Annotated in this window: 22 protein-coding genes; 11 read left to right on the top strand and 11 right to left on the bottom strand. The window is 60.1% G+C overall.

From position 1 onward, the window contains the following. Nucleotides 1–3: 3 nt before the first annotated feature. The 5 genes from HNQ99_RS04870 to HNQ99_RS04855 form a co-directional block, all read right to left on the bottom strand. Nucleotides 4–3384: an error-prone DNA polymerase gene (locus HNQ99_RS04870; protein WP_184474515.1), complete on the bottom strand. Its 3381-nt coding sequence runs from the start codon at nt 3382–3384 to the stop codon at nt 4–6. Further along, nucleotides 3381–4928, bottom strand: a complete 1548-nt coding sequence (locus HNQ99_RS04865) for a Y-family DNA polymerase (RefSeq protein WP_322790314.1) — start codon at nt 4926–4928, stop codon at nt 3381–3383. Before HNQ99_RS04865 ends, HNQ99_RS04870 begins: the two co-directional genes overlap by 4 nt. After that, nucleotides 4825–5583 carry an ImuA family protein gene (locus tag HNQ99_RS16580; protein WP_246414524.1) on the bottom strand — a complete coding sequence of 253 codons (759 nt, stop codon included), beginning with the start codon at nt 5581–5583 and terminating at the stop codon, nt 4825–4827. Before HNQ99_RS16580 ends, HNQ99_RS04865 begins: the two co-directional genes overlap by 104 nt. A 153-nt stretch (nt 5584–5736) precedes the next feature. Further along, complete coding sequence (locus HNQ99_RS04860; protein WP_184474513.1) at nt 5737–5973, bottom strand: hypothetical protein; 237 nt, start codon at nt 5971–5973, stop codon at nt 5737–5739. Next, nucleotides 5970–6197, bottom strand: coding sequence for a hypothetical protein (locus HNQ99_RS04855; protein ID WP_184474512.1), 228 nt, complete (start codon nt 6195–6197; stop codon nt 5970–5972). The genes HNQ99_RS04860 and HNQ99_RS04855 overlap by 4 nt, the downstream gene beginning before the upstream one ends. 179 nt (nt 6198–6376) lie before the next feature. Between HNQ99_RS04855 and HNQ99_RS04850 the strand changes: the two genes are divergently transcribed. Together HNQ99_RS04850 and HNQ99_RS04845 are read left to right on the top strand one after the other, a co-directional pair. Further along, nucleotides 6377–6553 carry a hypothetical protein gene (locus tag HNQ99_RS04850; protein WP_184474511.1) on the top strand — a complete coding sequence of 59 codons (177 nt, stop codon included), beginning with the start codon at nt 6377–6379 and terminating at the stop codon, nt 6551–6553. A 12-nt stretch (nt 6554–6565) separates the two neighbouring features. After that, on the top strand, nt 6566–6859 hold the full coding sequence (locus HNQ99_RS04845; RefSeq protein WP_221232578.1) for a DNA primase: 294 nt from the start codon (nt 6566–6568) through the stop codon (nt 6857–6859). Here the strand turns inward: HNQ99_RS04845 and HNQ99_RS04840 are convergent. Then, entirely contained in the window at nt 6807–8465 is a 1659-nt protein-coding gene (locus HNQ99_RS04840; RefSeq protein WP_184474713.1) for a phytoene desaturase family protein, read from the bottom strand. The two genes, HNQ99_RS04845 and HNQ99_RS04840, sit on opposite strands and share 53 nt — an antisense overlap. Before the next feature lie 124 nt (nt 8466–8589). Between HNQ99_RS04840 and betI the strand changes: the two genes are divergently transcribed. Next, nucleotides 8590–9198 carry a transcriptional regulator BetI gene (gene betI / locus HNQ99_RS04835; protein ID WP_184474510.1) on the top strand — a complete coding sequence of 203 codons (609 nt, stop codon included), beginning with the start codon at nt 8590–8592 and terminating at the stop codon, nt 9196–9198. Between the two features lie 5 nt (nt 9199–9203). On the opposite strand, the gene HNQ99_RS04830 is transcribed toward betI, so the two are convergent. The 3 genes from HNQ99_RS04830 to HNQ99_RS04820 form a co-directional block, all read right to left on the bottom strand. Then, nucleotides 9204–10529 carry a HAMP domain-containing sensor histidine kinase gene (locus tag HNQ99_RS04830; protein WP_246414522.1) on the bottom strand — a complete coding sequence of 442 codons (1326 nt, stop codon included), beginning with the start codon at nt 10527–10529 and terminating at the stop codon, nt 9204–9206. A 20-nt stretch (nt 10530–10549) separates the two neighbouring features. Continuing rightward, on the bottom strand, nt 10550–11266 hold the full coding sequence (locus HNQ99_RS04825) for a response regulator (RefSeq protein WP_184474508.1): 717 nt from the start codon (nt 11264–11266) through the stop codon (nt 10550–10552). Between the two features lie 116 nt (nt 11267–11382). Further along, nucleotides 11383–11988: an EF-hand domain-containing protein gene (locus HNQ99_RS04820; protein WP_221232577.1), complete on the bottom strand. Its 606-nt coding sequence runs from the start codon at nt 11986–11988 to the stop codon at nt 11383–11385. A gap of 282 nt (nt 11989–12270) precedes the next feature. Here HNQ99_RS04820 and HNQ99_RS04815 point away from each other — a divergent pair, with 282 nt between their 5' ends. The 3 genes from HNQ99_RS04815 to chrA are packed head-to-tail and all read left to right on the top strand — an operon-like array spanning nt 12271 to nt 15377. Beyond that, nucleotides 12271–13005 carry a 4'-phosphopantetheinyl transferase family protein gene (locus tag HNQ99_RS04815; RefSeq protein WP_184474507.1) on the top strand — a complete coding sequence of 245 codons (735 nt, stop codon included), beginning with the start codon at nt 12271–12273 and terminating at the stop codon, nt 13003–13005. Between the two features lie 10 nt (nt 13006–13015). Continuing rightward, nucleotides 13016–13984, top strand: a complete 969-nt coding sequence (locus tag HNQ99_RS04810) for a magnesium and cobalt transport protein CorA (protein WP_184474506.1) — start codon at nt 13016–13018, stop codon at nt 13982–13984. A gap of 16 nt (nt 13985–14000) precedes the next feature. Then, nucleotides 14001–15377, top strand: a complete 1377-nt coding sequence (gene chrA, locus HNQ99_RS04805; RefSeq protein ID WP_184474505.1) for a chromate efflux transporter — start codon at nt 14001–14003, stop codon at nt 15375–15377. 189 nt (nt 15378–15566) lie between these two features. Here the strand turns inward: chrA and HNQ99_RS04800 are convergent, their stop codons facing one another. Further along, complete coding sequence (locus HNQ99_RS04800; RefSeq protein WP_184474504.1) at nt 15567–17600, bottom strand: elongation factor G; 2034 nt, start codon at nt 17598–17600, stop codon at nt 15567–15569. A gap of 352 nt (nt 17601–17952) precedes the next feature. Here HNQ99_RS04800 and HNQ99_RS04795 point away from each other — a divergent pair, with 352 nt between their 5' ends. From HNQ99_RS04795 to nagA, 5 genes are all read left to right on the top strand, one after another. Then, nucleotides 17953–18471 carry a PilZ domain-containing protein gene (locus HNQ99_RS04795; protein WP_184474503.1) on the top strand — a complete coding sequence of 173 codons (519 nt, stop codon included), beginning with the start codon at nt 17953–17955 and terminating at the stop codon, nt 18469–18471. 31 nt (nt 18472–18502) lie between these two features. Next, nucleotides 18503–18985: an SRPBCC domain-containing protein gene (locus HNQ99_RS04790; RefSeq protein WP_184474502.1), complete on the top strand. Its 483-nt coding sequence runs from the start codon at nt 18503–18505 to the stop codon at nt 18983–18985. Between the two features lie 11 nt (nt 18986–18996). Continuing rightward, nucleotides 18997–19485, top strand: coding sequence for a GFA family protein (locus HNQ99_RS04785; RefSeq protein ID WP_184474501.1), 489 nt, complete (start codon nt 18997–18999; stop codon nt 19483–19485). An 87-nt stretch (nt 19486–19572) separates the two neighbouring features. After that, nucleotides 19573–20607 carry an SIS domain-containing protein gene (locus HNQ99_RS04780; RefSeq protein ID WP_184474500.1) on the top strand — a complete coding sequence of 345 codons (1035 nt, stop codon included), beginning with the start codon at nt 19573–19575 and terminating at the stop codon, nt 20605–20607. Next, complete coding sequence (gene nagA / locus HNQ99_RS04775; protein WP_184474499.1) at nt 20604–21740, top strand: N-acetylglucosamine-6-phosphate deacetylase; 1137 nt, start codon at nt 20604–20606, stop codon at nt 21738–21740. The genes HNQ99_RS04780 and nagA overlap by 4 nt, the downstream gene beginning before the upstream one ends. Here nagA and HNQ99_RS04770 read toward each other — a convergent pair. Next, nucleotides 21737–22609 (bottom strand): BadF/BadG/BcrA/BcrD ATPase family protein, encoded by an 873-nt coding sequence (locus HNQ99_RS04770; protein ID WP_184474498.1) that lies wholly within the window; start codon nt 22607–22609, stop codon nt 21737–21739. The genes nagA and HNQ99_RS04770 overlap by 4 nt on opposite strands. Nucleotides 22610–22643: the final 34 nt, after the last annotated feature.

Raw genomic sequence — 22643 nt, 5'->3', positions numbered from 1 at the left:
GCGTTAGTGGAAATCCCGAGATTTGGGTAATATCCGGACATCGCGGGGATGGGCGGCACGAGGGTATAGGGGGTGAGTGAAGATGTCCGCCCGTGACAATTCCACATTTGCCCGCCGGTCATCCGAAAGCCGATCGAGCTCGGCCGTGCGGTCAATGATGCGCGACGCCATCAGGTGAACGACGCCCTCTTCGCTGCGCTGCACCTCCCCCTCCACCAGCATTAGCCGCGACGCCATGACGGCTCGGCGATACCGTTCGAACAGGCGGGCCCAGATGAGTATGTTGGTGATGCCAGTCTCATCCTCAAGCGTGGCGAAGATGGCATTGCCCTTGCCTGGCCGCTGACGAACAAGAACCACGCCAGCTGTTCGCACCCGCGCACCATTTTTGGCAGCGGTGGTCTCGGCACAACTCAGCACCCCTTCGGCCTGGAAGACAGGGCGAAGAAAAGCCATGGGATGGCCCTTCAAGGACAGGCGCGTGGTCTGATAATCCGTCACCACATGTTCGGCAGCGGCCATGGCAGGAAGATTGGCGCCGGGCTCCTGCGCCAATTCGCGCGCCTGCGCAGCAGCGAAGAGGGGCAATTCGCCATTAGGCATGCGCCTTACCTCCCATAGCGCCTGGCGGCGGTCGAGGCCGATGGAGCGGCAGGCGTCCGCATCAGCAAGCAAGCGCAACGCCCTTCCCGGAAGTGCGGCTCGACGGGCGAGTGTTTCCATAGTGTCGAACGGTCCATCCTGACGCGCGGTAACCAATGCCTTTGCCCATTCCTCGCGAAAGCCGTCTATTTGGCGGAAGCCGAGGCGAAGGGCGGGCTTGCTGGCATTCTTGTCCTCTGTTTCTAATCCATTATCCCAATCGCTCGCATTGATGTCGGCCGCGAGCACCTCCACGCCATGTTCGCGTGCGTCACGGACGATCTGGGCCGGAGCGTAGAAGCCCATGGGCTGGGAATTCAATAGAGCGCAGGCGAAGACCGCCGGATGATGGCATTTGATCCAGGCGGAAACATAGACCAGCTTGGCAAAGGACTGCGCATGGCTTTCAGGAAAGCCATAGCTGCCAAAGCCCTCTATCTGCTTGAAGCAGCGCTCGGCGAAGTCGCGTTCGTAACCACGTGCCGTCATGCCACCGATCAGCTTGTCCTTGTAGACATGCATCTTGCCCAGATTGCGGAAGGTCGCCATCGCCCGGCGCAGGCCATTGGCTTCATCGGGGGTGAATTCGGCGGCGGTGATGGCAAGCTTCATCGCCTGTTCCTGGAATAGCGGCACGCCTTTGGTGCGGCCCAGAACCTCCTTCAACTCATTGGCGTCATGAGGCGGCGATGGCGATGGAAAGACAACAGCCTCCTTGCCGCTGCGCCGCCGCAGATAGGGATGCACCATGTCGCCTTCTATGGGGCCGGGGCGGACAATCGCGACCTGAATGACAAGATCGTAGAATTCACGAGGCTTGAGGCGCGGCAGCATGTTGATCTGCGCCCTGCTTTCCACCTGAAAAACGCCGATGCTGTCGCCTTTGCAAAGCATGTCGTAGACGTCGGAATCTTCCGCAGGGACGGTGGCGAGGGTAAGTTTTCCCGGCTCTCCTTTAACGTCGTCGATGGTTTTATTCAGCAGGCCAAACTTATCAATCAATTCGAAGCTCTTGCGGATGCAAGTCAGCATCCCGAGCGCGAGCACATCGACCTTCATCAGGCCAAGGGCGTCGATATCGTCCTTGTCCCATTCGATGAAGGTGCGATCCTTCATTGCCGCATTGTGGATGGGAACAGTTTCGTCCAGCCGATCCTCGGTCAGGACGAAACCGCCGACATGTTGCGAAAGATGGCGAGGGAATTCCAGCAATTCCCCCACCAGCCGATGCAACCGCACCATTTCCGGATTGGCTGGGTCGAAGCCCGCTTCTATGAAGCGCTGTTCCGGCATGTCGCTGGAATAGCTGCCCCAGGCCGTACCCGCCAGGCGGGCGGTCACATCATCGCTAAGACCAAGCGCCTTACCCACTTCGCGCACGGTACTGCGCGACCGATAGTGGATGACCGTGGCGGCGATCCCCGCGCGATGGCGGCCATAGCGACGATAGACATATTGCATCACTTCTTCACGCCGCTCATGTTCGAAATCGACATCAATGTCGGGTGGCTCGCCGCGCTTTTCAGAAAGAAAGCGGGAGAAGAGCAGGTTGTTCTCAACCGGATCAATCGAAGTGATGCCGAGCAGATAACAAACGGTGGAATTGGCGGCCGAACCCCGGCCCTGGCAAAGGATGGGCGGGTGCTGCGTGCGCGCGAACTGCACGATGTCGTGGACGGTCAGGAAGTAATAGGCATAATTGCGTTTGCGGATGAGGGTGAACTCCTCGTCCAATATGTCGCGCAGCTTTTCAGGCAAGCCATCGGGATGCCGCTTGCGGGCCTCCACCATCACCAGATGTTCAAGCCAATCCTGCGGCGTCCAACCCTGGGGCACTGGCTCATGCGGATATTCATAGCGCAACTGATCGAGCGAGAAGTTGATGCGTGAAAGAAGACGCACGCTCTCACTGACGGCCTCCGGACAGTCGCGGAACAGCCGGGTCATTTCCTGTGGTGTTTTGAGATACCGCTCCGCATTGACGGCAAGGCGGCGGCCCGCCCCGGCTATGGTCACGCCTTCGCGAATACAGGTGATGATGTCGTGCAACTGCCGTTGCCCCGGCGTCGCATAGAGAGCGTCATTGGTGGCAAGTAGCGGCGCGCCAGTCGCTGCGCTGAGGCGCATGAGCCCGGCGAGGCGGCGGCGGTCTGGACCAATGCGGTGCATGCTGGCCCCGATCCAGACCGCATTGGGACGGGTTTGGGTGAGTTGGGAGATGATGGAAGTCAAAACTTTCTCATCGCCTCCGCTTTTGTCATCGCCGCGAAGGCGGGGATCTATCTCCTGAACCATCCGCTGGCCATTAGGCTGGGAAATGGATTCCCGCCTTCGCGGGAATGACGAAGGAAGAACTATAAGTAGCAGATCCTGGCAATGCTCCAGCAAATCCGGGAGATAGAGGATGCAATCTCCCTTTTCCGCCCGTCGATTGCCGACCGTCAGCAACCGGGTGAGCCGTCCCCAGCCAAAGCGCGTTTCGGGATAGGCGACGATGTCCGGGGTTTCATCGGCAAAGACCAACCGCGCGCCTACCGCCAGCTTGAAGTCCTTCTCCCCGGCATCGCGCAAGGCCACATGAGCGCGGACCACCCCAGCCACGCTGTTGCGATCGGCAATGCCTATTCCGGCAAGGCCGAGTTCCAATGCCCGGCCGACCATGTCGGATGGATGCGATGCGCCGCGCAGGAAGGAGAAATTGGTCGCGGCAAGGAGTTCGGCGAAACCAGTACCCTCTTTCATGCGAACACCCCGTGCATATACCAATCCGGATTCCGCACCTCGCTGCCGTACAGTCCGTGGCGGAAGATCCAGTAACGGCGGCCGTGAGCATCCTCGACGCGGTAATAATCGCGGGTGAGGCCGTTATCCTGCCGCCACCATTCATGCGCGATCCGCTCCGGTCCTTCGAAACGGCGTACCTCATGGAAGGTCCGTCGCCAGCGAAAGCGATGGGGCGGACCGTCCGGAACCTCGGCCAGCACCTCGATCCGCTGGGGTGGGTCGAACATATGGAGAGGCCGCATCGCCGGTTCCCCCGGAGCGGAAAGAGTCCATTCGGCCGGAGGCTGCCCCAACGCATCTGCAGCGGGAAGAGCAAGCTGAGCCTGTTCCGGGATGTGGCTATCGCGCGGACGGAAGCGCTTCAGACGCCCCCGCCCAAGGCGAGTGCTCAGCCGGTCGACCAGCGTCGCCACTTCTCCCTCGCTGACGCTGCCGCCCTCCAGCCTCAACTGCGTCGGGGCCAAATTCTCGGTGAAGGCAACAGACAGGCGGATCATGTCGAAGCCGAAACCGGGGTCGAGCGGATCGGAAAGGCTGTCGAGCCGTTCCCGGAACAACCGCATCACCGCCTCCGCCTCTCGTGTCGGCAAGCCGGTTTCGATCGTCAGCCGCCTGGCCAGACCATCTGTGCGGAAGAATATCCCCTCAAACCGGCGGCCACCTTGTTTGCGTTCCTCCAGCCGCTGCCCTGCCTCATGCGCAAGTTCCTCAAGGATCAGGAGAGCATATTCCGTTCTGGCCACCGGTTCGGCAAAGCGGCGTTCCGCCATGATCGGGGCTAAAGGCCGGCGGGGGATGAGCGGGCTTTCCACTTCGCCTGTGATCTGCCGGAGCGCCGTTGCCGCTTCCTCGCCAAAGCGAGCGGCAATCGTGGCCATGGGGCGGCTGGCCGCATCCCCCACGGTCTTCAAGCCCGCACGGTTGAGGGCGGTTTCGCTCTCCGCCTCCAGCCTGAGGGCCGCAACGGGCAAACGGCGCACGGCAGTCGCTTCATCCGCCGATGGAGCGGTCTGGAAGCGCGCAAGAGCCAGCGCCGCTTCAGGCGTCCCGGCAATGGCATGGCGCAATGTCATGCCAAGCCGCGCCATCCGTATTTCCACATCCTCCGCAAGCTCCGTCTCGCTGCCGAAAAGATGCACGCAGCCGGTAATGTCGAGCACCAGCCCATCGGGCGCATCCAGCGCCACCGTCGGCGTATAGCGGATGCATCCGATTTGTAGGCGTTCCAGCCAATCCTGATCGGCGCGGGCATCTTGTTCCGTCACCTCCAGGTCCGGCACACGCGCGCGCGCATCGGCCAGCATCAGCCCCGGCGAAAGTCCAAGCGACAGCGCCGTCCGATCCACCGCCATCAGGCGCATCGTACCCCTGACTTTCTCGACAAAAGCGAGCGGCGCGTCAGGCCGTACGGTGGAGCGGCGGCATATCCGCAGCCGGTCGGCCGAGAGGAAGGGGAACCACAGCGCCAGGTAGCGCCGCTTCCCGGAAGCTGCGTTCGTCACGATCCCACTCCACGCGCCAGCGCATGCCGGCAGGACCGGCGCGGCGGCGCAATAATTCAATTTCCAGAACCGCAGGACCCGGGGCATTCGCCTCTAACCCCTGCGATGGCGCAGCCATCACTTGCCAGCGCGTCTCGGCCGCACTGGGCGAGGCCTGCGCATCCATGCGCAGAAGCAACAGCGTGACGCCCGATTTCTCCGCCGCCAACGCCAGTCGCCTGCTGGCGGTCAGGTCAAGTGCACGGGGGGTTCCCCAGCATTCGGTCACCACTACGCCCAAGCCTGCACAGCGCGCCGCATCGGCCGCGCAACGCAGCATGGTCACATCATCGGGAGCAAGCGCCAGCAACAGCGCGTCTGGATCCCCGCCCAGTTCTACAAAACCCGGCGCATGGAAGCTTCCACCGCGCCGCTCGGCTGTATCCGTCCGCAGCCATAGCAGCACCTTACCCGGCTGCAGCGCCCGCAGCGCCAGCATGGCCGCGAAACCTGTCGCACTGGCGGCATCATCGACACTCGCGGCAAATAATTCATGCACTCGGCCCTGCGCCAATCCACCGCCCAATGTTGTGTCCAGCGCCTTATGCCCGGTGGAGAATGGCACGGGCATTTCCGCCTGCCGCAATGCCGCTAGTTTGAAAGCCGACTCATCCATTTCGTGTTCCTGTTATGTTCTCCATAACAGCATATTCGGAATGAGAGTCAAGATTCGTGCGCATAGCCCTTTGCTTTTGCAGAAACGGAGGGAGCCGTATTGCCCCCTCCTCAAAGGAGAAGAAAATATTGTCCGCTGCCAATTCCAATCCCGTTACATCTCCTCATCATCCTCGTCGTCGTCCATATCCTCTTCATCATCTTCCTCTTCGTCGAGGCCGAGAGCGGCCTCCTCATCGGTATTCAACTGATCCTCCACTGCTTCGCTGATCAGGTCGAGCTGTTCATAAGTGGCATTGAAATCCGCCGTATCTCCATCCTCATCTTCGAGATGCAGGACATAACCATCACGCGAGCGGCTGATGGTGAATTGCGCCAGGATTTTACTCATTTCATTACTCCACGGACATGCAGGTCAGTGCCGGCTGACGGACGCTGGCCATCGGGGATTGTGCCCTCATCAGCGATACCGGCTGAAAATGATGCGGAATCGTCGCTCCCATCCGCCCGGTGCGCCCGCGCGACATAACCGATCTCGCGCCGCCTATTCCTCCACAGCATGGCAGCCGCCGCGCTTATGGCGGCACCGGCTATCAGGATCCTTGAAGTTCTCATCTGGCCTCTCCTCTTGCATCGGCAGTTGCCTTGCCCTGCCAGAACACATTTCAGACAACCGGGGTCCGTGACATTAACCTGCGTTGGTAAGGAAAGGGCGGAAGAGCGAAGAGGGCATCAGGTCACGCAATATAACATGTGATACTGCATCGATTCGCGGTCCCTTTTAATTTCAACCCATGTTCGTAGCGCCGTTTCTTGTCAGCCTGCTGATTGGAGCAGCGATCCTTGGCGGCATCTATGCGGCGCGCCGACGGGGAAAACTCAGCCGACAGGCGGCAGTCGCCTTCGCTCTTTTCATCGTGGTCCTTGTGATTGCCGTCACTTGGTTCGCGCCCATTCCCTACATCGTTTGAGGAACCCCACCCATGTCCGACAATCGCAAAACTTCCGGACCCCGGCACGACCAGGGACCAATCGACCTTCCTCCTGATGAGGATTATGATGAAGCCCAGCGCGCGGAAATATTGGAGGCCGAGGGCATTGGCCCTACCGACGGCGTCATCCAAACCGATATTCCGCCGGATACCAGCGGCAACCTGACGGATGATGACGAGATCGAGGATGATGAGGATCAACTCGACATCATAGAAGATACCGACGAGCCTTTTATCGATCCTGAGGATTGGATCGAAGAGGCCGATAGCGGGAAAACGCCCTGATCCGGCCAAGCAGACTGCGATCCGCCAGAACGACATGCGCGGCATTATGCCCCGGCGCGCCCGTGACGCCGCCCCCCGGGTGCGTGCCTGCCCCGCACATATAGAGTCCTTCGATCGGCCCCCGATAACTGCCATGCCCCAGTATCGGGCGCGCGGCCCATAACTGGTCCAGCGTCATGCGGCCATGCATGATATCCCCTCCCGACAGGCCGAAGACGCGCTCTAGCTTCTTGGGCGAAAGTACCGACCGGCCAAGGATGGAGGCGCGAAAACCGGGCGCATGCGCCTCTATCGTGTCGATCACGGTCTCGGCCGCCATGTCCTCTTCGGCATCCCAGTCGCGGCCTTCCGGCAGGTCCGGTGCGAAATGCTGGCAGAAGAGGCTGGCAACATGGCATCCGGCCGGGGCGAGGCTGTCATCGACAGTGGAAGGGATCAGCATTTCTACAATGGGCTGCCTGGACCAGCCATAGCGCTTCGCATCGGCAAAGGCGCGGTCCATATAGTCAAGGGACGGCGCGATAATGATGCCTGAACGGTGATGTTCCCCCGGTTCGGGGAGGCAGACGAAGCGTGGCAGTTCGCTAAGCGCGACATTCATCCGAAAGCTGCCCGATCCCACTTTATAGCCCCCGATACGACGGCGGAAATCAGCCGGCAGATCATGGGACCGCATCATTTTCCCATAAAGCAAGCGGGGCCCCACATTGGCGATGACCGTGGTCGCGACGATTTCCTCCCCGCTCTCCAGGCGAACGCCAGAAACCCTGCCGCCATCGACGAGCACCTGCTGCACAGGCGCTACGAGTTGAATGTCCACTCCCACGCGGCGGCAAGCGTTCGCCATTGCCTGCGTAAGGGCACCCATGCCGCCCACGCAATGTCCCCACGCGCCCCTCTTGCCATTCACCTCTCCAAACACGTGATGCAGCAACACATAGGCGCTGCCGGGCGCGTCCGGGCTCGTATAATTGCCCACTATGGCGTCAAACCCGAAGGCGGCTTTGATAGGCTCGCTTTCGAACCAATTGTTCAGGAAATCGCGCGCGCTTTTGGTTAAGAGGTCCAGAAGGTCCCGCTGCTGCCCAAGCGTAAGCCTTCCCAGCCGCAATGCCTGCGCCGCGCCGTCATAAAGCGACTGAAGCCCATCCCCCACGTTGGGCGGCGCGCGCAACACAAAGTCGCGCATGACCTTGGCGACGCCCCCCAACGCGTCATAATAGGCAGGAAGTGCTGCCGCATCGCGTTCTGAGAAACGACGAAATTCGGCTTGCGTGCGTTCCAGTCCGCCACCCAATTTCAGATAGTCGTCACCATCCAGCGGCAGGAAATTGGCGATAGGCCTTTCGATCACCCGATAACCATGACGGGCGAGCCTCATGTCCCGGATCACCTTGGGCTGGAGCAGGCCAACGGTATAGCTGGCGGTGCTGTTGCGGAATCCGGGGAAGAACTCCTCCGTTACCGCAGTGCCGCCGACGATGTGGCGGCGCTCCAGGATGCGGACCTTGAGTCCCGCGCGAGCGAGGTAAAAAGCGCAAACAAGGCCATTATGCCCACCGCCGATGATCAGGACATCAGGCTTTGACCAAAAACCGGGATGCATCACCACCCTATTTCTATGGCGTTACCGAGAGGTTCCGTATAGGTCACGCGCCGACATCCTCGACAATTGTTTTACGATTGTATAACAATTGAAAATGGGGCACAATGTGGAAAAGCTATAGGGCATGAACAGGGCATCCTTTTCTCGTGAGACTGCTGACGTCCGGCGACAGGCCATGATCGACGCCACGGCGGCTTGCCTGGCCGAAAAAGGAGCGGCAGGCGCTTCTGTTCGAGCGATTTGCATGCGCGCGGGGGTATCGCCGGGATTACTGCGCCATTATTTCGAAGGCGTCGATGCACTGATCGCCGAGACCTACCGGGCCACCACCGACCGCATGGCCCGAGCTGTCGCCGCCGCGGTTGCGCAGGCGGGGGAAGACAAGCGGGCTCGCCTCATCGCCTATATCACCGCGAATTTCCATCCTCCAATTGCCGATCCAGGGGTGCTGGCCACGTGGATCGCCTTTTGGAGCCTGATCCGCAGTGATCCAGCCATCGCGTCAATTCACAAGGAAAGCTATGCTGCGTTTCGGGCGGAACTGGAGATACTGCTCGCCGATTGCGGCATGCCCCCGGCGCAGACCGGACCGATCGCGATCGCCCTTACCGCGTTGGTGGATGGCCTCTGGCTTGAACTGTCGCTCGATGCGTCAACCCTTTCCGGCCAGCAAGCTAGCGCCATCGCCATCCGCTGGGTCGATACACTGCTGAAACACCCAAACTTCGACTGATGCCTTCACACGGTCAGCGGTAACAGCAGACTGGCACACAAACCGCCTTCCGGCCGATTGGCGAGTCTCAATTCTCCGCCATGTTCGCTCATGATCGCCCGCACTAAGGCTAGGCCGAGGCCTGTACCACCTGTGTCCCTGCTACGAGACGCCTCCATCCGGGTGAAGGGCTCCATCATCTCCGCCATGCGTTCCTCGGGCATTCCGGGGCCGTCATCCTTGACGTCGACGCGTAGTTCGTTTCCGTTCCTCACCAGCTCCACATAGGCGCGCTGGCCATATTTTGTGGCGTTCTCGATAAGGTTACGCAGCGCCCTCCGCATCAGCTGGGGCTTGATCGACACCACCACCCGGAGGCTTTCCGCTAGTTCCACCTGATGACCCAGTTCCACGAAATCTTCGACGACGGCGTCGGCCAAGGCGGCAAGATCAACTCTCTGGAGTGGCTCCATGCTGCGTCCCGCGCGGGCCAGCGACAAAATGTCATCAAGCGTGCGGTTCATTTCCAGAATGGTTTCGGTCATGCGCGCTCGTTCCCCTTCATCCTCAACCGATTCCGCGCGCACGCGGAGGGAGGCCAGGGGCGTGCGAAGGTCATGGCCGATTGCACCTAGCATTCGGTCCTTTTCCGTCAGCATGGCAAGCAGCCGCGCCCGCATGGCATTAAATGCGGTCGTCAGCCGCCGCACATCGCCGGGCCCCCGCTCCTGGACGGGTTCGGCAGCGCCGGTGCTGGCAAATTGTTGGGCCGATTGCGTGAGGTCCTCCAAAGGCCGAGCGATCCGCCGTCCGACGATCAACAACGGCACAAGCACAATGACATAGAGCACCAGCGTTTGGCCGATAAGCCAACCCAGGAATCTGGGCGGATCGCGGGGAAGCCGCGATTCCGCCGTAACCCAGCGGCCCTGAGCAAGTTTCACTGAGAGGAACAAAGCATCGCGGGGGCCCCGGTCACCCCGCATGAAGCGGCGATGCTCGTCCCGCCAGGAGGGCTCGCGGAAGTGCCGCCTTTCCTGTTCCACTGCTCGGATGGATAAAACCGTCACCCCGGCGTCTTCAAGCATGTTCTGCGCGCGCCGTTCAATGTCCAAACGCCGTTTCCCGGTTATATCGGGAGCCCCGCTTGACCATTGAACGCGTTCTATCCTGCCTGAGCGCGCCTCCCGCCTGTCGATCGCATCGACAATCCGGGCCGCCGCCGGGGCGCTTGCAATTGCCAGCAACTGCCGTTCTCTTTCCCGATAGAGGAGCGCAAAATTCAACGCCTGCGCCACGAACAGGGCGACGGCCACGACCAAAATGATCTGCCCTGCGAGGCTGGAGGGCATAAAGCGCCGCTGAAATCCCATCACATCGTCCGCACGTCGGCCGCCAGCGTATAGCCGCCGCCCCAAACGGTCTTGATCAAACGCGGGTTCTTCGGATCTTCCTCGATCTTGCGGCGCAGGCGGCTGATCTGATTATCGATAGCTCGGTCGAAGATATTCGCTTCGCGGCCTTGCGTAATATCCAACAAGTGGTCGCGGCTCAGCACCTGATTTGGTCGCGTCGCAAAAGCCAGCATCAGATTATACTCAGCCGTACTGAGTGGAACGGCTACCCCCTCCCTATCCACAAGCGTCCGTTCCCCTGTCTTGAGCACCCAGGCGTCAAAGGCATAATTTGCGCCATCGAGGTGCTGACGCATGCCGCCTGTAGCCACCCGACGGAAAATCGCCTTGATACGGGCCACGAGTTCCCGCGGGGAAAAGGGTTTCAGCACATAATCATCCGCGCCGATTTCCAGCCCTACGATGCGGTCGGTTTCCTCTGATTTGGCAGTCAGCAGGATTACGGGCAGGTCGCGATTCTCACGAATATGGCGACACAGGCTGAGGCCATCTTCGCCCGGCATCATGATATCGAGCACCACCAGGTCGATCGTGCCGGCCGCAAGCCTTGTGCGGGCCTCCGCGGCATTTGCCGCAGCCGTGACGCGAAAGCCGTTCCGGGAAAGATATTGCGACAGCGGCTCGCGGATTGAGCGCTCGTCATCCACCAGCAGCAAATGAGGTCTGTCGTTCATAACAGGATCTTTAACGTCATCGGGACCCGAAACAAGAAAGGGCGAAGGCATATGGCCTCCGCCCTTCCCGTTTCAACCGATCCCTGGGGTCAGAACCCAAGAGGAGAGGGGGCGGCTCAGTTCGAAGGCGTCTTTGCGCGTTCCTGCATCTGTTGTTTCATGCTTTGCCGTGCCGCCTGGCGTTCTGCCTGAGTGACCGTTCCGTCCTTGTTGGCGTCGGAACGATCGAACATTTCCAATGCGTTTGCCTGGAATTCGGCCTTGGTCACGACCCCATCCTTGTTGGCGTCGGTCATGGCCATTCGGCCACCGTGCATGCCGCCATGGCGCATGCCCCAATGGCCGCCCCCGTGACTGCCTTTGCCGTCGGGTCCACCCGCGCCATGGCGCTCATTCCGGCGGTCCTTGCGGGCTTCATGAGCGGCCTGCATTTCAGCTTTGCTGATCTGACCGTTATTATCCTTGTCCATTGCCGCGAAATGCTTGTCAAAACGCGCTTGGCGAGAGGCATCACGCTCCTCCTGCGTAACTTTGCCATCTCCATTCTTGTCGAATTGGGCAAACCGCTTCTCCAGGGATGCGGAGAGTTCCGCCCGAGTGATATTGCCGTCGCCATTGGCGTCAGCGCCAAAATGTTTGCCCTGCGGCGCCGCCAGCGCAAGTCCGCTAGCGAGAACTAGCCCGCCAAGTGTCGCAGAGCCGATAAGCCATGTCTTCTTCATAATGAATCCTTGATCATTGATCTCAGCCGGGCCAATCGGTCCCGCCTTAATCCGGTTTATGACCTGTCATTGTCCTCAAATTATGTCAGATGCCGCCTGAAATTGTCGCAATTTGTATCAGGCGATCAGACGCAATGCAGTTAAGATTGTTCCCAATTCCTTGTCTGCTATCCTGGTGTCCGGAGGTTTGATGCACGCCTTGTTTCCACCACGCTCAGCAGCGCGCGAGGCCAAGGGCGCTTCCAACGCGCACCCCCTTGGCAGAGTGGAAGGGATCAGTTCTTGACCGCCTCACCCTTCGTTCCGCTGCTTCAGGACGCGACTGAGGACTGGCTGGTCTATGGCGCCAGCTATAACGCCCTCGAAAGCGAGGAACCCAATCCCCGGGCATTGCTGAGCGCAGCGGAGATAGCGCGCGCGGATCGGTTTGTTTTCGAACCGGATCGCCGACGCTTCATTCTGGCCCATGCCTATTTGCGCCGCATCGTGGAAATACATACGAGACTGCCCGCCGCGACGCTGCTCCTCTCGACAATCGAAAACCGCCGCCCTGAACTTAGCTCAAGCGAAAATACGCCTGCCCTGCATCTAAGCCTTTCTCATTGCCGGTCACATGTCGCCGTGGCTATCTCCGAACGGCGGTGCGTCGGGGTCGACATAGAAAGCATCTCATCTGATCAGGGCGCTCGCGAAATCGCAGAAAATTTCTTTTCTGCTAAGGAGCGCCAAGTTCTTTCGAACCTACGGCCGGATCAATATGATGAAGCTTTCATGCGGCTTTGGACGGCGAAGGAAGCTTTCAGCAAGGCGCTGGGCCTTGGACTGGCGTTACCGCTCGACAGTCTCGTCGTCCAGGACGATGGGCGTCGGGCCGAAATCGGATTTTCTCCGCACGATGTTCATCCCACCTTCAAGGTCGCTCATATCAATGTAGAAGATATCTGCATTTGCGCTGTCGTCGGGTTAAGTCATGACGTAGTGGAAACCGCACGGGCGGCGCATGACGTCCAGTTGTAAGGGGGCAATAATGACCGTCGTCGCGGCTTATCTTTATCGTGATGGGAAGCGGGTTGGTCCAGTAAGCCTGGATAAACCCGTGCGTTGTGCTGACGACCGCTCGGAATTTGTCTGGATCGGCCTGTTCGAACCGTCCGAGGCGGAGCTACGGCAGCTTCAGGAGAATTATGATCTCCATCCCCTCGCCATAGAAGATGCGCTGAAGGCGCACCAATTGCCCAAGGTCGACGTTTTCGGCGATCAATTATTTGTGGTGGCGCGCACCGCTCATCTGGAAAACGACCATATCGCCTATGGCGAAACGGCCATATTCGTAAGCGAAGATCACATCATCACCGTGCGTCACGGTTCGGCCCGGGCCCATACCGAACTGCGCAATCAACTTGAGGCTGCGCCCCATCTGCTGAGGCACGGCGTGGATTATGTCCTCCATTCCATCCTGGACTTTATTGTCGACGGTTATCTGCCGATTGTCGAAGCCATCGAGGAAGAGGTGCTCGACACCGAGCAGCGCACGCTGGACGCTTTTCTGGAAAGAGAGGAAGTCCGGAGGCTATTTACGCACCGGCGTGAACTCATCCGGTTTCAACGCGTAATGGGTCCGATGGCTGAGGTCTGCACGCGATTGACGCATCTTGACCTTCCTTATCTCGATCCGGAGGTCCGCCCCTATTTCCGGGACGTGCTGGATCATGTCCGACGGGTGGATACCCGCGTGGGCGGTCTTCGTGAAATATTGACGTCCGTATTTGAAGCCAGCAATCTTCTGGAACAGCAGCGACAGGGCACCATCACACGCCAGCTTGCCGCATGGGCGGCGATACTGGCGGTGCCAACGGCCATTGCCGGCATATATGGCATGAACTTCCGCAACATGCCGGAGCTCAGAACCCATGACGGCTATTTCGTGGTTCTGGGGGTCATCGCCCTAATTTGCGCAACGCTGTATTTCCGTTTCAAAAAGGCGCGATGGCTGTGATCCCCGGCGGGACGGCGTGAAATATCCGGACGCTCCAAAAGGTCATCATTCCATCTCCTTTGGTGAGGCAGTGGTGACCTGGGCGCGCATTGCAGCACTGAGTTTTGGCGGACCCGCCGGACAGATTTCTGTCATGCACCGCATCCTGGTGGAGGAAAAGCGCTGGATCGGCGAGGATCGTTTCCTGCACGCGCTCAACTATTGCATGCTGCTGCCAGGACCGGAGGCGCAGCAGCTTGCCATCTATATCGGCTGGCTGCTTCACCGGACGAAGGGGGGGCTGATTGCGGGTATATTGTTCGTGCTGCCCGGCCTGCTCGCCATCATGGTTCTCAGCTACGCCTATGCGCTGCTCGGCCATTTAGGAGCAGTGGAAGGATTGTTTTTCGGATTGAAAGCGGCAGTGCTTGCGATTGTGCTGCAAGCCGTGGTGCGCATCGGTTCCCGCGCCTTGCGGAACAACGCCATGCGGGGTCTTGCCGCTATTGCTTTCACCGCGATCTTCCTGCTCGATGCGTCTTTTCCGTTGATCATACTGGGCGCCGCTCTGACCGGCTATGTAGCCGCGCGCGCCGGCGTCTTTGCGTTCCACGGAGGCAATGGGCATGCCGCGTCAGGGAAAGCCGTTCCTGATAAAGATACCGCTTTAGGCGAAGAACTTCCCCCGCACGCCAGACCGGACTTGCGCTGGTCAATCAAGATTTCGATTACGTTCCTTCTGCTCTGGCTTGTCCCGGTCGCCTTGCTGTTCCTGCTTCTTGGCTCTGATAACGTCTTCACTCGTATCGCGGGATTTTTCAGCCAGATGGCGGTTGTAACCTTTGGCGGCGCTTATGCCGTGCTCGCCTATGTCGCGCAGGAAGCCGTGAGCGGCTATGGCTGGCTGAAGCCCGGCGAGATGCTGGACGGCCTTGCGATGGCGGAAACCACCCCCGGACCATTGATCATGGTTACGCAGTTCGTCGGCTTTATGGCCGCTTTCCGGGATCCCGGCAGCCTGAATCCCTTGTTTGCCGCTGCCTTGGGCGGCCTTCTTACCACCTGGGTCACCTTCACACCCTGCTTCTTGTGGATTTTCGCAGGCGCGCCCTTTCTAGAAAGGTTGAGGCGCAATGTGGCCCTGTCGGCTGCACTTGCGGCGATTACAGCGGCGGTCGCGGGCGTTATCGCCAATCTGGCGCTCTGGTTCGCAATTCATACGCTTTTTGCCAGGGTGGAAATGGTGCGCTTTGCCGGAGCGACCGTCGAGATACCCGATCCCACTTCCCTCAACGTGGCTGGGGCGTTGCTGGCGCTTTTGGCAATAGCGGCAGTGTTTCGACTGAAAATCGGCATCCTGCCGCTGCTGGCCGGATGCTCAGCGAGCGGTATTTTATATTCCTTGCTCGGTTGACGTGCTTCGGAGGGAGGCATCCAGTCCAAACCGGCCTGCTGCAAAAAACCCGGCGAACCGAAATTCGCCGGGCAAAGAGTTGAGACGCCGAAAAAAAGTCCGGCGCCCCTCGGGTCGCAAGATGCCCATTACCAAAGTTTCAGGGCGAATCTGTGACACAGATCACGCTGTGAAGATTTCCATTTGAATTCAGGTCAGTTCATGCTGCCGCTGGACAATTTCGCCTGCAAGCTTGTGTCCGACCTCCGCCAGATGATCGAAATGCGCTTCATAGCGGGCCATGCCCTGGCTCAATGACCGCAATTCCGCCTCAAGACCGTGCAGTTCTGACTCGGGCAGCAGCACCTCAATCACGTCCCACCTTGACCAGCCATCCAATGGCGTCATGCCCAGCATTTGACCTCTTCGGCTGGCGACCGAGGAGCCGATACGCGAACTAGCAAAGCCGGGGCTGTGGATTGTCACATGAGCCACAGGCTCTAAAAGATAAGGCGCTGCGGCGGCGAGTGCATCTGAGACCGCGATTCTGCCGGCGGTTCTGAAGGCAAGCTCTGAACTGTCCACGCTGTGGAACTGGCCATCCACCAAGGTCACCGCCACATCCACGACGGGAAATCCTAGCGGCCCCTTCACCAGAGCATCCCGGGCGCCCTGCTCCACGGCCGGAATCCACTGTTTCGGCACAGCCCCGCCGGTGATGCGATCGGCGAAATGAAAACCTTCGCCCCGTTCCAGCGGCCGCAACTCGATCGTCACGTCGGCAAACTGCCCGTGCCCACCGGACTGCTTCTTGTAACGGCCCCGCTGCGTCAGGGGTTTACGGACCGACTCCTTGTAGGAGGTGCCGGGTTTATGAGCCGTCACCCCCACGCCATAGCGCCGCTTCAACCGATCCAGCGCAACCGCAAGATGCTCGTCATTAATGCCATGCAGCAGGGTTTCGTTGGAACCGCCATTTTGGCCCCAGCGTAATCCCGGGTCCTCTTCCGCCAGCCTATTAAGCGCTGTCGAAAGCCGTACCTCGTCCTTGTGGTTTTCCACTGCCACTGCGAGCGCGCAATTCGCGATCGGTCGTTCGAGCGCCAACCTTCCTTTCGATCCCAGAAAGTCGCCCGCGCGCAGCGAATCCATTTTCGCGACGCCCACAATATCGCCGGGCTCTGCTCGCCCGACCTTGGTGGTGGCAGCGCCCTGAATGGCAAAGAGCGCGCCTGCCCTTATGGCCTGGCCCTCGGGGCCGCCGGTAAGTTCTGCCCCCTCTGCAAGAGCGCGGTCGAAGACACGGGTCAGAGCCAGCCGGCCAATGGCGCTGCCATGCGAGACCTTCAGCACCAGCCCGGAAGCGTTTCCAATGTTCAGCCGTTCCGCTGTTTGCTCAGGCGCAGGTGCATCATGCCGCAGCATTTTCAACAAACGCCGGACGCCATGGCCATTGAGCGCTGAACCGAACAGAACCGGCACCACAAGCCCGCTTCGCGTCTCGCGCGCCAGATCACCAAAGACCAGGTCCAGACTGGGTATCTCGTCGGACAGAAGCTGCTCAAGCAGGATATCGTCATGATCCGCAAGTGTTTCCAGCATTAGCAAACGCGCGCGCTCCTCTTGCTGGCGTAGCGCATCGTCCAGCGGAAACTGCTCCGAAGGCTTGCCGTGGCAATAATGATAGGCGCGTTCCAAAGCTAGATCGACAAAGCCGGTGACCTGTTCGTCTTCCTGAATGGGAATTTGACGGGCGACGATCGTCGCAGCGCTCAGTGGCTTCAACGCCATGAGCAAATCTTCGATACTGCCATGAGCCTGTTCGATCTTGTTGACAAACAGCGCGTGCGGAACGCCTGCTGACTCCAACTGGCGCAGCACCGGTTCCACCAAGAGAGCCCGAGCAGGATCAGGATCGATCACCACCAGCGCCAGGTCGCACGCCTTGACCGCCAGGGCTGCGTCCGCCGCGAAACCGGCAGACCCCGGCGCATCCAATATGATGAAAGGATCGCCAAGCCATTCATATCGGAGCAGGTTGAGTTCGGTCGAACTGCCTCGCGCACGCGCTTCAGGGCTGCCGTCGCCGGCACTGCTTCCCGCAGCCACTGAACCCTGTCGGTCAATCGCTCCGGCTGCGAACAGCAGCGCTTCGGCAAGGCTGGTCTTGCCTGAACCCGCCGGGCCGACAAGAGCGACAGCCCTTACCTTCTTTCCATCTTGGGCATTATTTGGTCCGACCATAGTTGCTCTCCCAGTCCTGCGGCCAGAGCGTTTAATCGAGACTCGGAGGATCAACCCATAAGCGCCGCAGCGCAAGAGCTTTATGGCAGCCGCGCCGATGCCTGAAAACCTGTCCGGCGCTCAACGAAAGGCGCGCTTGGTCTCAGCATTCCGATAAACATAGGTATCTCTACGAATATCGCGAATAGCGAAAATGGATTTTGCTGCCAAGAATGGCCAGCACCACAATATTTCCTATCAATAGAACGCGATGGGAGGGCGCGCTCTGCTGCTTGCGGATCGAATATTACGAGGCCGACATATATGTTCGCCCGGTTTACTCAACCTGCAGGTCTTATCGACTAGAGCGGCAATGGCTCATTTGATCGGGACCTCCGGCATTAGGGAACGCGAGGCCAGACGGCAGGTGTTTCTAAGGGCCAAGATGCGTGCAGATGGCCGGCCGACTGACATCTGTGTCCGAAATATTTCGGCGCGAGGCATGCTGCTGCAGGCTGCCAATCCTCCGCCCAGAGGGACTTATATCGAGGTTCATCTCGCCCGCCACATGATTGTCGCTCGCGTTGTCTGGACAAAGGAAAGACGGTTTGGCGTACAGACAAGGGAAGCAATGAACATCGATGCCATTGCGGGGATGAACAGCGGGTGGGCATCACCCAAACGTCTTGATGCCGCCGCTCAGCCTATGGGAAAGCGGTATGTTTCGAAAGCGGATGACATATGCCGCCGGCTTGAACGAAACCGGCGCATCTCTGCCGCCCTGGAATTCAGTGTCATCATGGTCTCCAGCCTAACCGCGGCCGCCATCGCGGCGACCATCCTTTACGAGCAATTGCAGTCGACGTTCGAGACCGTAGCGCTTTACCTTTAGGAAAGGGGCTCCCGAGTCGAGGAGGATGGCGATGGAACTGAAGTTCAAAGTGGCGGCACGCATTGCCCGGCCGGTGCACGACGTATTTGAAGCGATAGCCGATCCAGACAAGCTTTCCGCTTATTTCACCACCGGTGGAGCAGCGGGGCGCTTGGAAAGCGGCAAGACCGTTACTTGGGATTTCCATGATTACCCCGGCGCATTCCCGGTCGAGGTGGAAGAGGTCGTGCCTGACGAAAAGATCGTGCTGCGTTGGAAGGCAAATGAAGGTGAAGCGCCAAATGTCGAAGGCGGAGGAATGACGGCTACCGATTACAAGACCCGCGTGACGATCAGGTTCACGGCCATTGAACAGAGCCGCACCCTCGTCGAAATCGCGGAGGAAGGCTGGCGGGAAAATCAGGGCGCGCTACAGGCCAGCTATGGAAATTGCCAAGGCTGGTCTCAGATGCTCTGTGCGCTGAAAGTCTGGATCGAGCATGGGATCAATTTGCGGGCCGACATGTACAAATAAAGGAACTGGCCATGCCCATCAAGCTCGGCGGGTCCTGCCTCTGCGGTAAGATACGCTTTTCCGTCGACAGCCACGCGCCGGTACCGTTCATGCGCTGCTATTGTTCGATATGCCGGAAGACTGCGGGCAGCGGTGGATACGCAGTCAATCTTCACGCCAACAAGCGCACGCTAAAGGTCGAGGGGAAGACCGCCGTGTTTCACGCAGAGCTTGACGATGGCCATGGCGGGTGCCGCGTCAGCACGGGTGAACGGCATTTCTGTCCCATCTGCGCCAGCGCGCTGTGGGTGTTCAGCCCGGAATATCCTGAGCTCGTTCATCCCTTCGCGTCAGCCATCGATAGCGAACTGCCGAAAGCGCCCTCGCTCGTCCATATGATGCTTTCGTCAAAGGCCGCCTGGGTTGAGCCTGAAGTTGGGCCTGACGACCAGTGTTTCGAGGAGTATCCGGACAATGCGCTGGAGGATTGGCACCGGGCGCACGGCCTTTGGATCGATTAGCTTTTCTACGGTTGCGACAGTCGCTGACACTTCGTCTCCAATGTCTAATCATATGATATTATAGACCGCGCGAAGGAGGCAAAGAGGATGAACGCCCAGCAGACGCTCACTTTCGCCGAAGCAGCCCAAGCGCCTGCCGTCGTGGAGCGCCAGGTCGCTGAACTCGATGCGCCACTGCGTATTCTGGGGCTGAGGCTGCGTGAACTGGATCCGCCATTCGTTCTCACCTGCGCGCGGGGAAGCTCCGATCACGCAGCAACTTTCGCCAAATATTTGATCGAGACTCGTGCCCTGACGCCTGTCGGCTCGTACCCGCCATCGGTGTCGTCCCTGTATGCGACGCCCTGGCAAAAGCTTCGCGGCGCTCTCTTCCTCGCCATCTCGCAGTCGGGCCAGAGTCCAGATATCGTGATTTCCGCACAGGCGGCGCGAGACGCCGGCGCGTTGGTAGTCGCGGTGGTCAACGATCCGGACTCGCCTTTGGCGCAAGCGGCCGAAATCTCCATTCCTATGCTCGCCGGGCCGGAGAAGAGCGTGGCCGCGACTAAGTCGTTCATTGCCTCGCTGTTCGCCATTCAGAAGCTTGTCGCGGTCTGGACGCAAGACGCGGATATGCTCCGCGCTTTGGGAGGGGTTCCGCGGTTGCTGCATCGCGCATGGGAGCTTGACTGGTCCCCGGCGGTCGACAGCTTGGCTGGCGCCAACAGCCTTTTCGTACTTGGCCGCGGACTGGGCCTCGCCATTGCCCAGGAAGCGGCCCTGAAGCTGAAGGAAATCTGCGGCCTGCACGCGGAAGCCTTCAGTGCAGCGGAGGTTCGGCACGGTCCAATGGCACTCGTCGGGCCCGGATTCCCGGTCATCATGTTGGCCTCCGCAGATACAGCACATGATAGCTTTGGCCAGTTGGCGGAGGATTTTGTCCGCCACAAAGCGAAAGTGATAATGGCGGGCGAAGCATGCTCTGGTGCGCTGACACTCCCGGCACTGTCCGGTCTGCATCCCGTGGTCGCTCCACTCGCCGTGATTCAGAGCTTCTATCGGTTCGCGGTCGAGCTGAGCCTGGCGCGGGGGCGCGATCCGGATCTCCCGCCTAATATCCGAAAGGTGACCGAGACCCGATGAACCCCATCGCGCTGCTGCCTTCACGTGTCCTGACACCGGCCGGATATGAGGCCGACCGCAGCGTCCTTGTGCATCAGGGCCGCATTGCGGCAGTCATACCGTCCAGCGAATGTCCGCCGAACATCGGCCAGAGGACCCTCGAGGGCGACCTGCTTCCCGGATATATCGATCTTCAGGTAAATGGCGGCGGGGGCGTCCTCTTCAACTATCATCCCACGGTTGACGGCATCGCGGCCATTGGAAGAGCGCATCGACGCTTCGGCACCACAGGCTTCCTGCCTACACTGATAAGCGACGATTTAACGGTTATCGAGTGCGCGATTGCGGCGGTGGATGCCGCGATCGGCCAAGGCCTCCCCGGCGTCCTCGGTATCCACATCGAAGGGCCTTTCCTCAATCCCGCAAGAAAGGGTGTTCACGACGCTGCGAAGTTCAGAACTCTCGATGCAGAATCGATAGATATGTTCTCTTCGCTTAAGCGTGGCCGAACGCTCTTAACGCTCGCGCCCGAACGGGTGCCGCGAGGCGCTATACGCACGCTCGTGGATCGAGGCGTGATCGTCGCCGCAGGCCACACAGCTGCTTCATACGAGGACATTCAAGCTGCTTTCGCCGAGGGGCTGTGCGGTTTCACGCATCTGTTCAATGCAATGACTCAGCTGGGGAGTCGCGAACCGGGTGTGGTCGGAGCAGCGCTCGAGGATGGCAAAAGCTGGTGCGGCCTCATCGTCGATGGTCATCATGTCCATCCTGCGACGCTCCGCATCGCGCTCGCCGCTGTCGGTGCGGAGCGTCTGGCGCTGGTGACGGATGCCATGCCTACCATGGGCTGGAGCCGAAAGGAGTTCCGGCTCGGCGGCGTCCGCGTCGTCGCCAAGGACGGGTATTGCACGGCTCCCGACGGAACCTTGGCAGGATCGAACCTGAATATGGCTGAGGCCGTGCGCAATGCCGAACGCCTTATGAGAGTGGATCGGGCGACAGCAGTCCGGATGGCAAGCGCGACTCCAGCCTCAATTCTGGGCCTGTCGCACGAGATCGGCTCGATCACCGCGGGGTTACGGGCCGATCTGGTTCTTGCCGATGCCAGCGGGAGAGTTGTCGAGACGTGGATCAACGGCGAACAGGGCTAGCCCTCTTGTTCCATCCGCTTGCGGGCAAGGAGGATAGCGCCGTCGAGGGAATCTCCAAGCGGATCACGCAGACGTGCGCGAATGCTGGCGGCCAACCAGTCGCGCATTCGTTCGGCGACACCCCCTATCAGGCAGCAATGAGGTGCGCCAAGATCGAAAAGCATACGGATCATGGCGTCGATCCGCCGCGCGGACTCCTGAACGATGAGTTCCGCCGTCGCGTCGCCCGCCAACGCATGGTCGAGCACCATGGGTGCGAAAGTCCCATAGTCGCCCGGGGTCGCACATGCGGTCCAGTCAACAATCTCACCGGGCGAGCCATGGAAGCGATCGAGCACTTCGCGGGTTAGGGGCGAATGCGGGATGCGTCCATCGCGTGCCCACAAGGCCCTGCGAATGGCCCGCAGCCCCAGTTCGGCACCGCTGCCCTCGTCCGAAACCGGAAAGCCATAGCCGCCAATCGTGAACACCTTCTCGCCGACGCGCCCGAAGCCGACGCTACCGGTGCCGAGAATGACCACACTCCCATCGGCGCCGGCATGCGCGCCGAGATTCGCGATGGCAGCGTCGCTCGCAAGGGCGATTGATCGAAATGGGAATTGATGGTCCGTAAGGCCTTGGAGCACGCCACGGCGATTGAGACCCGCCATTCCGAGCCCGGCACGGATTGAGGCCACCTCCGTCTTGGTCAGCCCCGCCGCGGCGGCGGCCTGGGACCAAGCCTCCTCAATAGCCACGAGACCCCGGATCAGCCCCGCCGGGGTATTGGCCGGTCCGCCTTCGCCAATGCCCAAGACCTTGCCTTCGGCCGAAACCAGCCTGGCTCGGGTACGGCTGCCGCCAGCGTCTATTCCGAGGTATAAATCCATGATGTCCTCGAATACCTTAACCGATATCTGTGGC

The organism is Rhizorhapis suberifaciens (genome assembly GCF_014200045.1).
In the GTDB taxonomy this organism is placed as follows: domain Bacteria; phylum Pseudomonadota; class Alphaproteobacteria; order Sphingomonadales; family Sphingomonadaceae; genus Rhizorhapis; species Rhizorhapis suberifaciens.
The sequence above is the reverse complement of the archived record's forward strand: the minus strand, read 5'-3'. Positions and strand labels throughout refer to the sequence as shown.

Coding starts and splice junctions, on each gene's coding strand:
- HNQ99_RS04870 (WP_184474515.1), bottom strand. CDS start 3,384: ATGAAAGAGGGTACTGGTTTCGCCGAACTCCTTGCCGCGACCAATTTC.
- HNQ99_RS16580 (WP_246414524.1), bottom strand. CDS start 5,583: ATGGATGAGTCGGCTTTCAAACTAGCGGCATTGCGGCAGGCGGAAATG.
- HNQ99_RS04860 (WP_184474513.1), bottom strand. CDS start 5,973: ATGAGTAAAATCCTGGCGCAATTCACCATCAGCCGCTCGCGTGATGGT.
- HNQ99_RS04855 (WP_184474512.1), bottom strand. CDS start 6,197: ATGAGAACTTCAAGGATCCTGATAGCCGGTGCCGCCATAAGCGCGGCG.
- HNQ99_RS04850 (WP_184474511.1), top strand. CDS start 6,377: ATGTTCGTAGCGCCGTTTCTTGTCAGCCTGCTGATTGGAGCAGCGATC.
- HNQ99_RS04845 (WP_221232578.1), top strand. CDS start 6,566: ATGTCCGACAATCGCAAAACTTCCGGACCCCGGCACGACCAGGGACCA.
- HNQ99_RS04840 (WP_184474713.1), bottom strand. CDS start 8,465: ATGCATCCCGGTTTTTGGTCAAAGCCTGATGTCCTGATCATCGGCGGT.
- betI (WP_184474510.1), top strand. CDS start 8,590: ATGAACAGGGCATCCTTTTCTCGTGAGACTGCTGACGTCCGGCGACAG.
- HNQ99_RS04830 (WP_246414522.1), bottom strand. CDS start 10,529: ATGCCCTCCAGCCTCGCAGGGCAGATCATTTTGGTCGTGGCCGTCGCC.
- HNQ99_RS04825 (WP_184474508.1), bottom strand. CDS start 11,266: ATGAACGACAGACCTCATTTGCTGCTGGTGGATGACGAGCGCTCAATC.
- HNQ99_RS04820 (WP_221232577.1), bottom strand. CDS start 11,988: ATGAAGAAGACATGGCTTATCGGCTCTGCGACACTTGGCGGGCTAGTT.
- HNQ99_RS04810 (WP_184474506.1), top strand. CDS start 13,016: ATGACCGTCGTCGCGGCTTATCTTTATCGTGATGGGAAGCGGGTTGGT.
- HNQ99_RS04800 (WP_184474504.1), bottom strand. CDS start 17,600: ATGGTCGGACCAAATAATGCCCAAGATGGAAAGAAGGTAAGGGCTGTC.
- HNQ99_RS04795 (WP_184474503.1), top strand. CDS start 17,953: ATGGCTCATTTGATCGGGACCTCCGGCATTAGGGAACGCGAGGCCAGA.
- HNQ99_RS04790 (WP_184474502.1), top strand. CDS start 18,503: ATGGAACTGAAGTTCAAAGTGGCGGCACGCATTGCCCGGCCGGTGCAC.
- HNQ99_RS04785 (WP_184474501.1), top strand. CDS start 18,997: ATGCCCATCAAGCTCGGCGGGTCCTGCCTCTGCGGTAAGATACGCTTT.
- HNQ99_RS04780 (WP_184474500.1), top strand. CDS start 19,573: ATGAACGCCCAGCAGACGCTCACTTTCGCCGAAGCAGCCCAAGCGCCT.
- nagA (WP_184474499.1), top strand. CDS start 20,604: ATGAACCCCATCGCGCTGCTGCCTTCACGTGTCCTGACACCGGCCGGA.
- HNQ99_RS04770 (WP_184474498.1), bottom strand. CDS start 22,609: ATGGATTTATACCTCGGAATAGACGCTGGCGGCAGCCGTACCCGAGCC.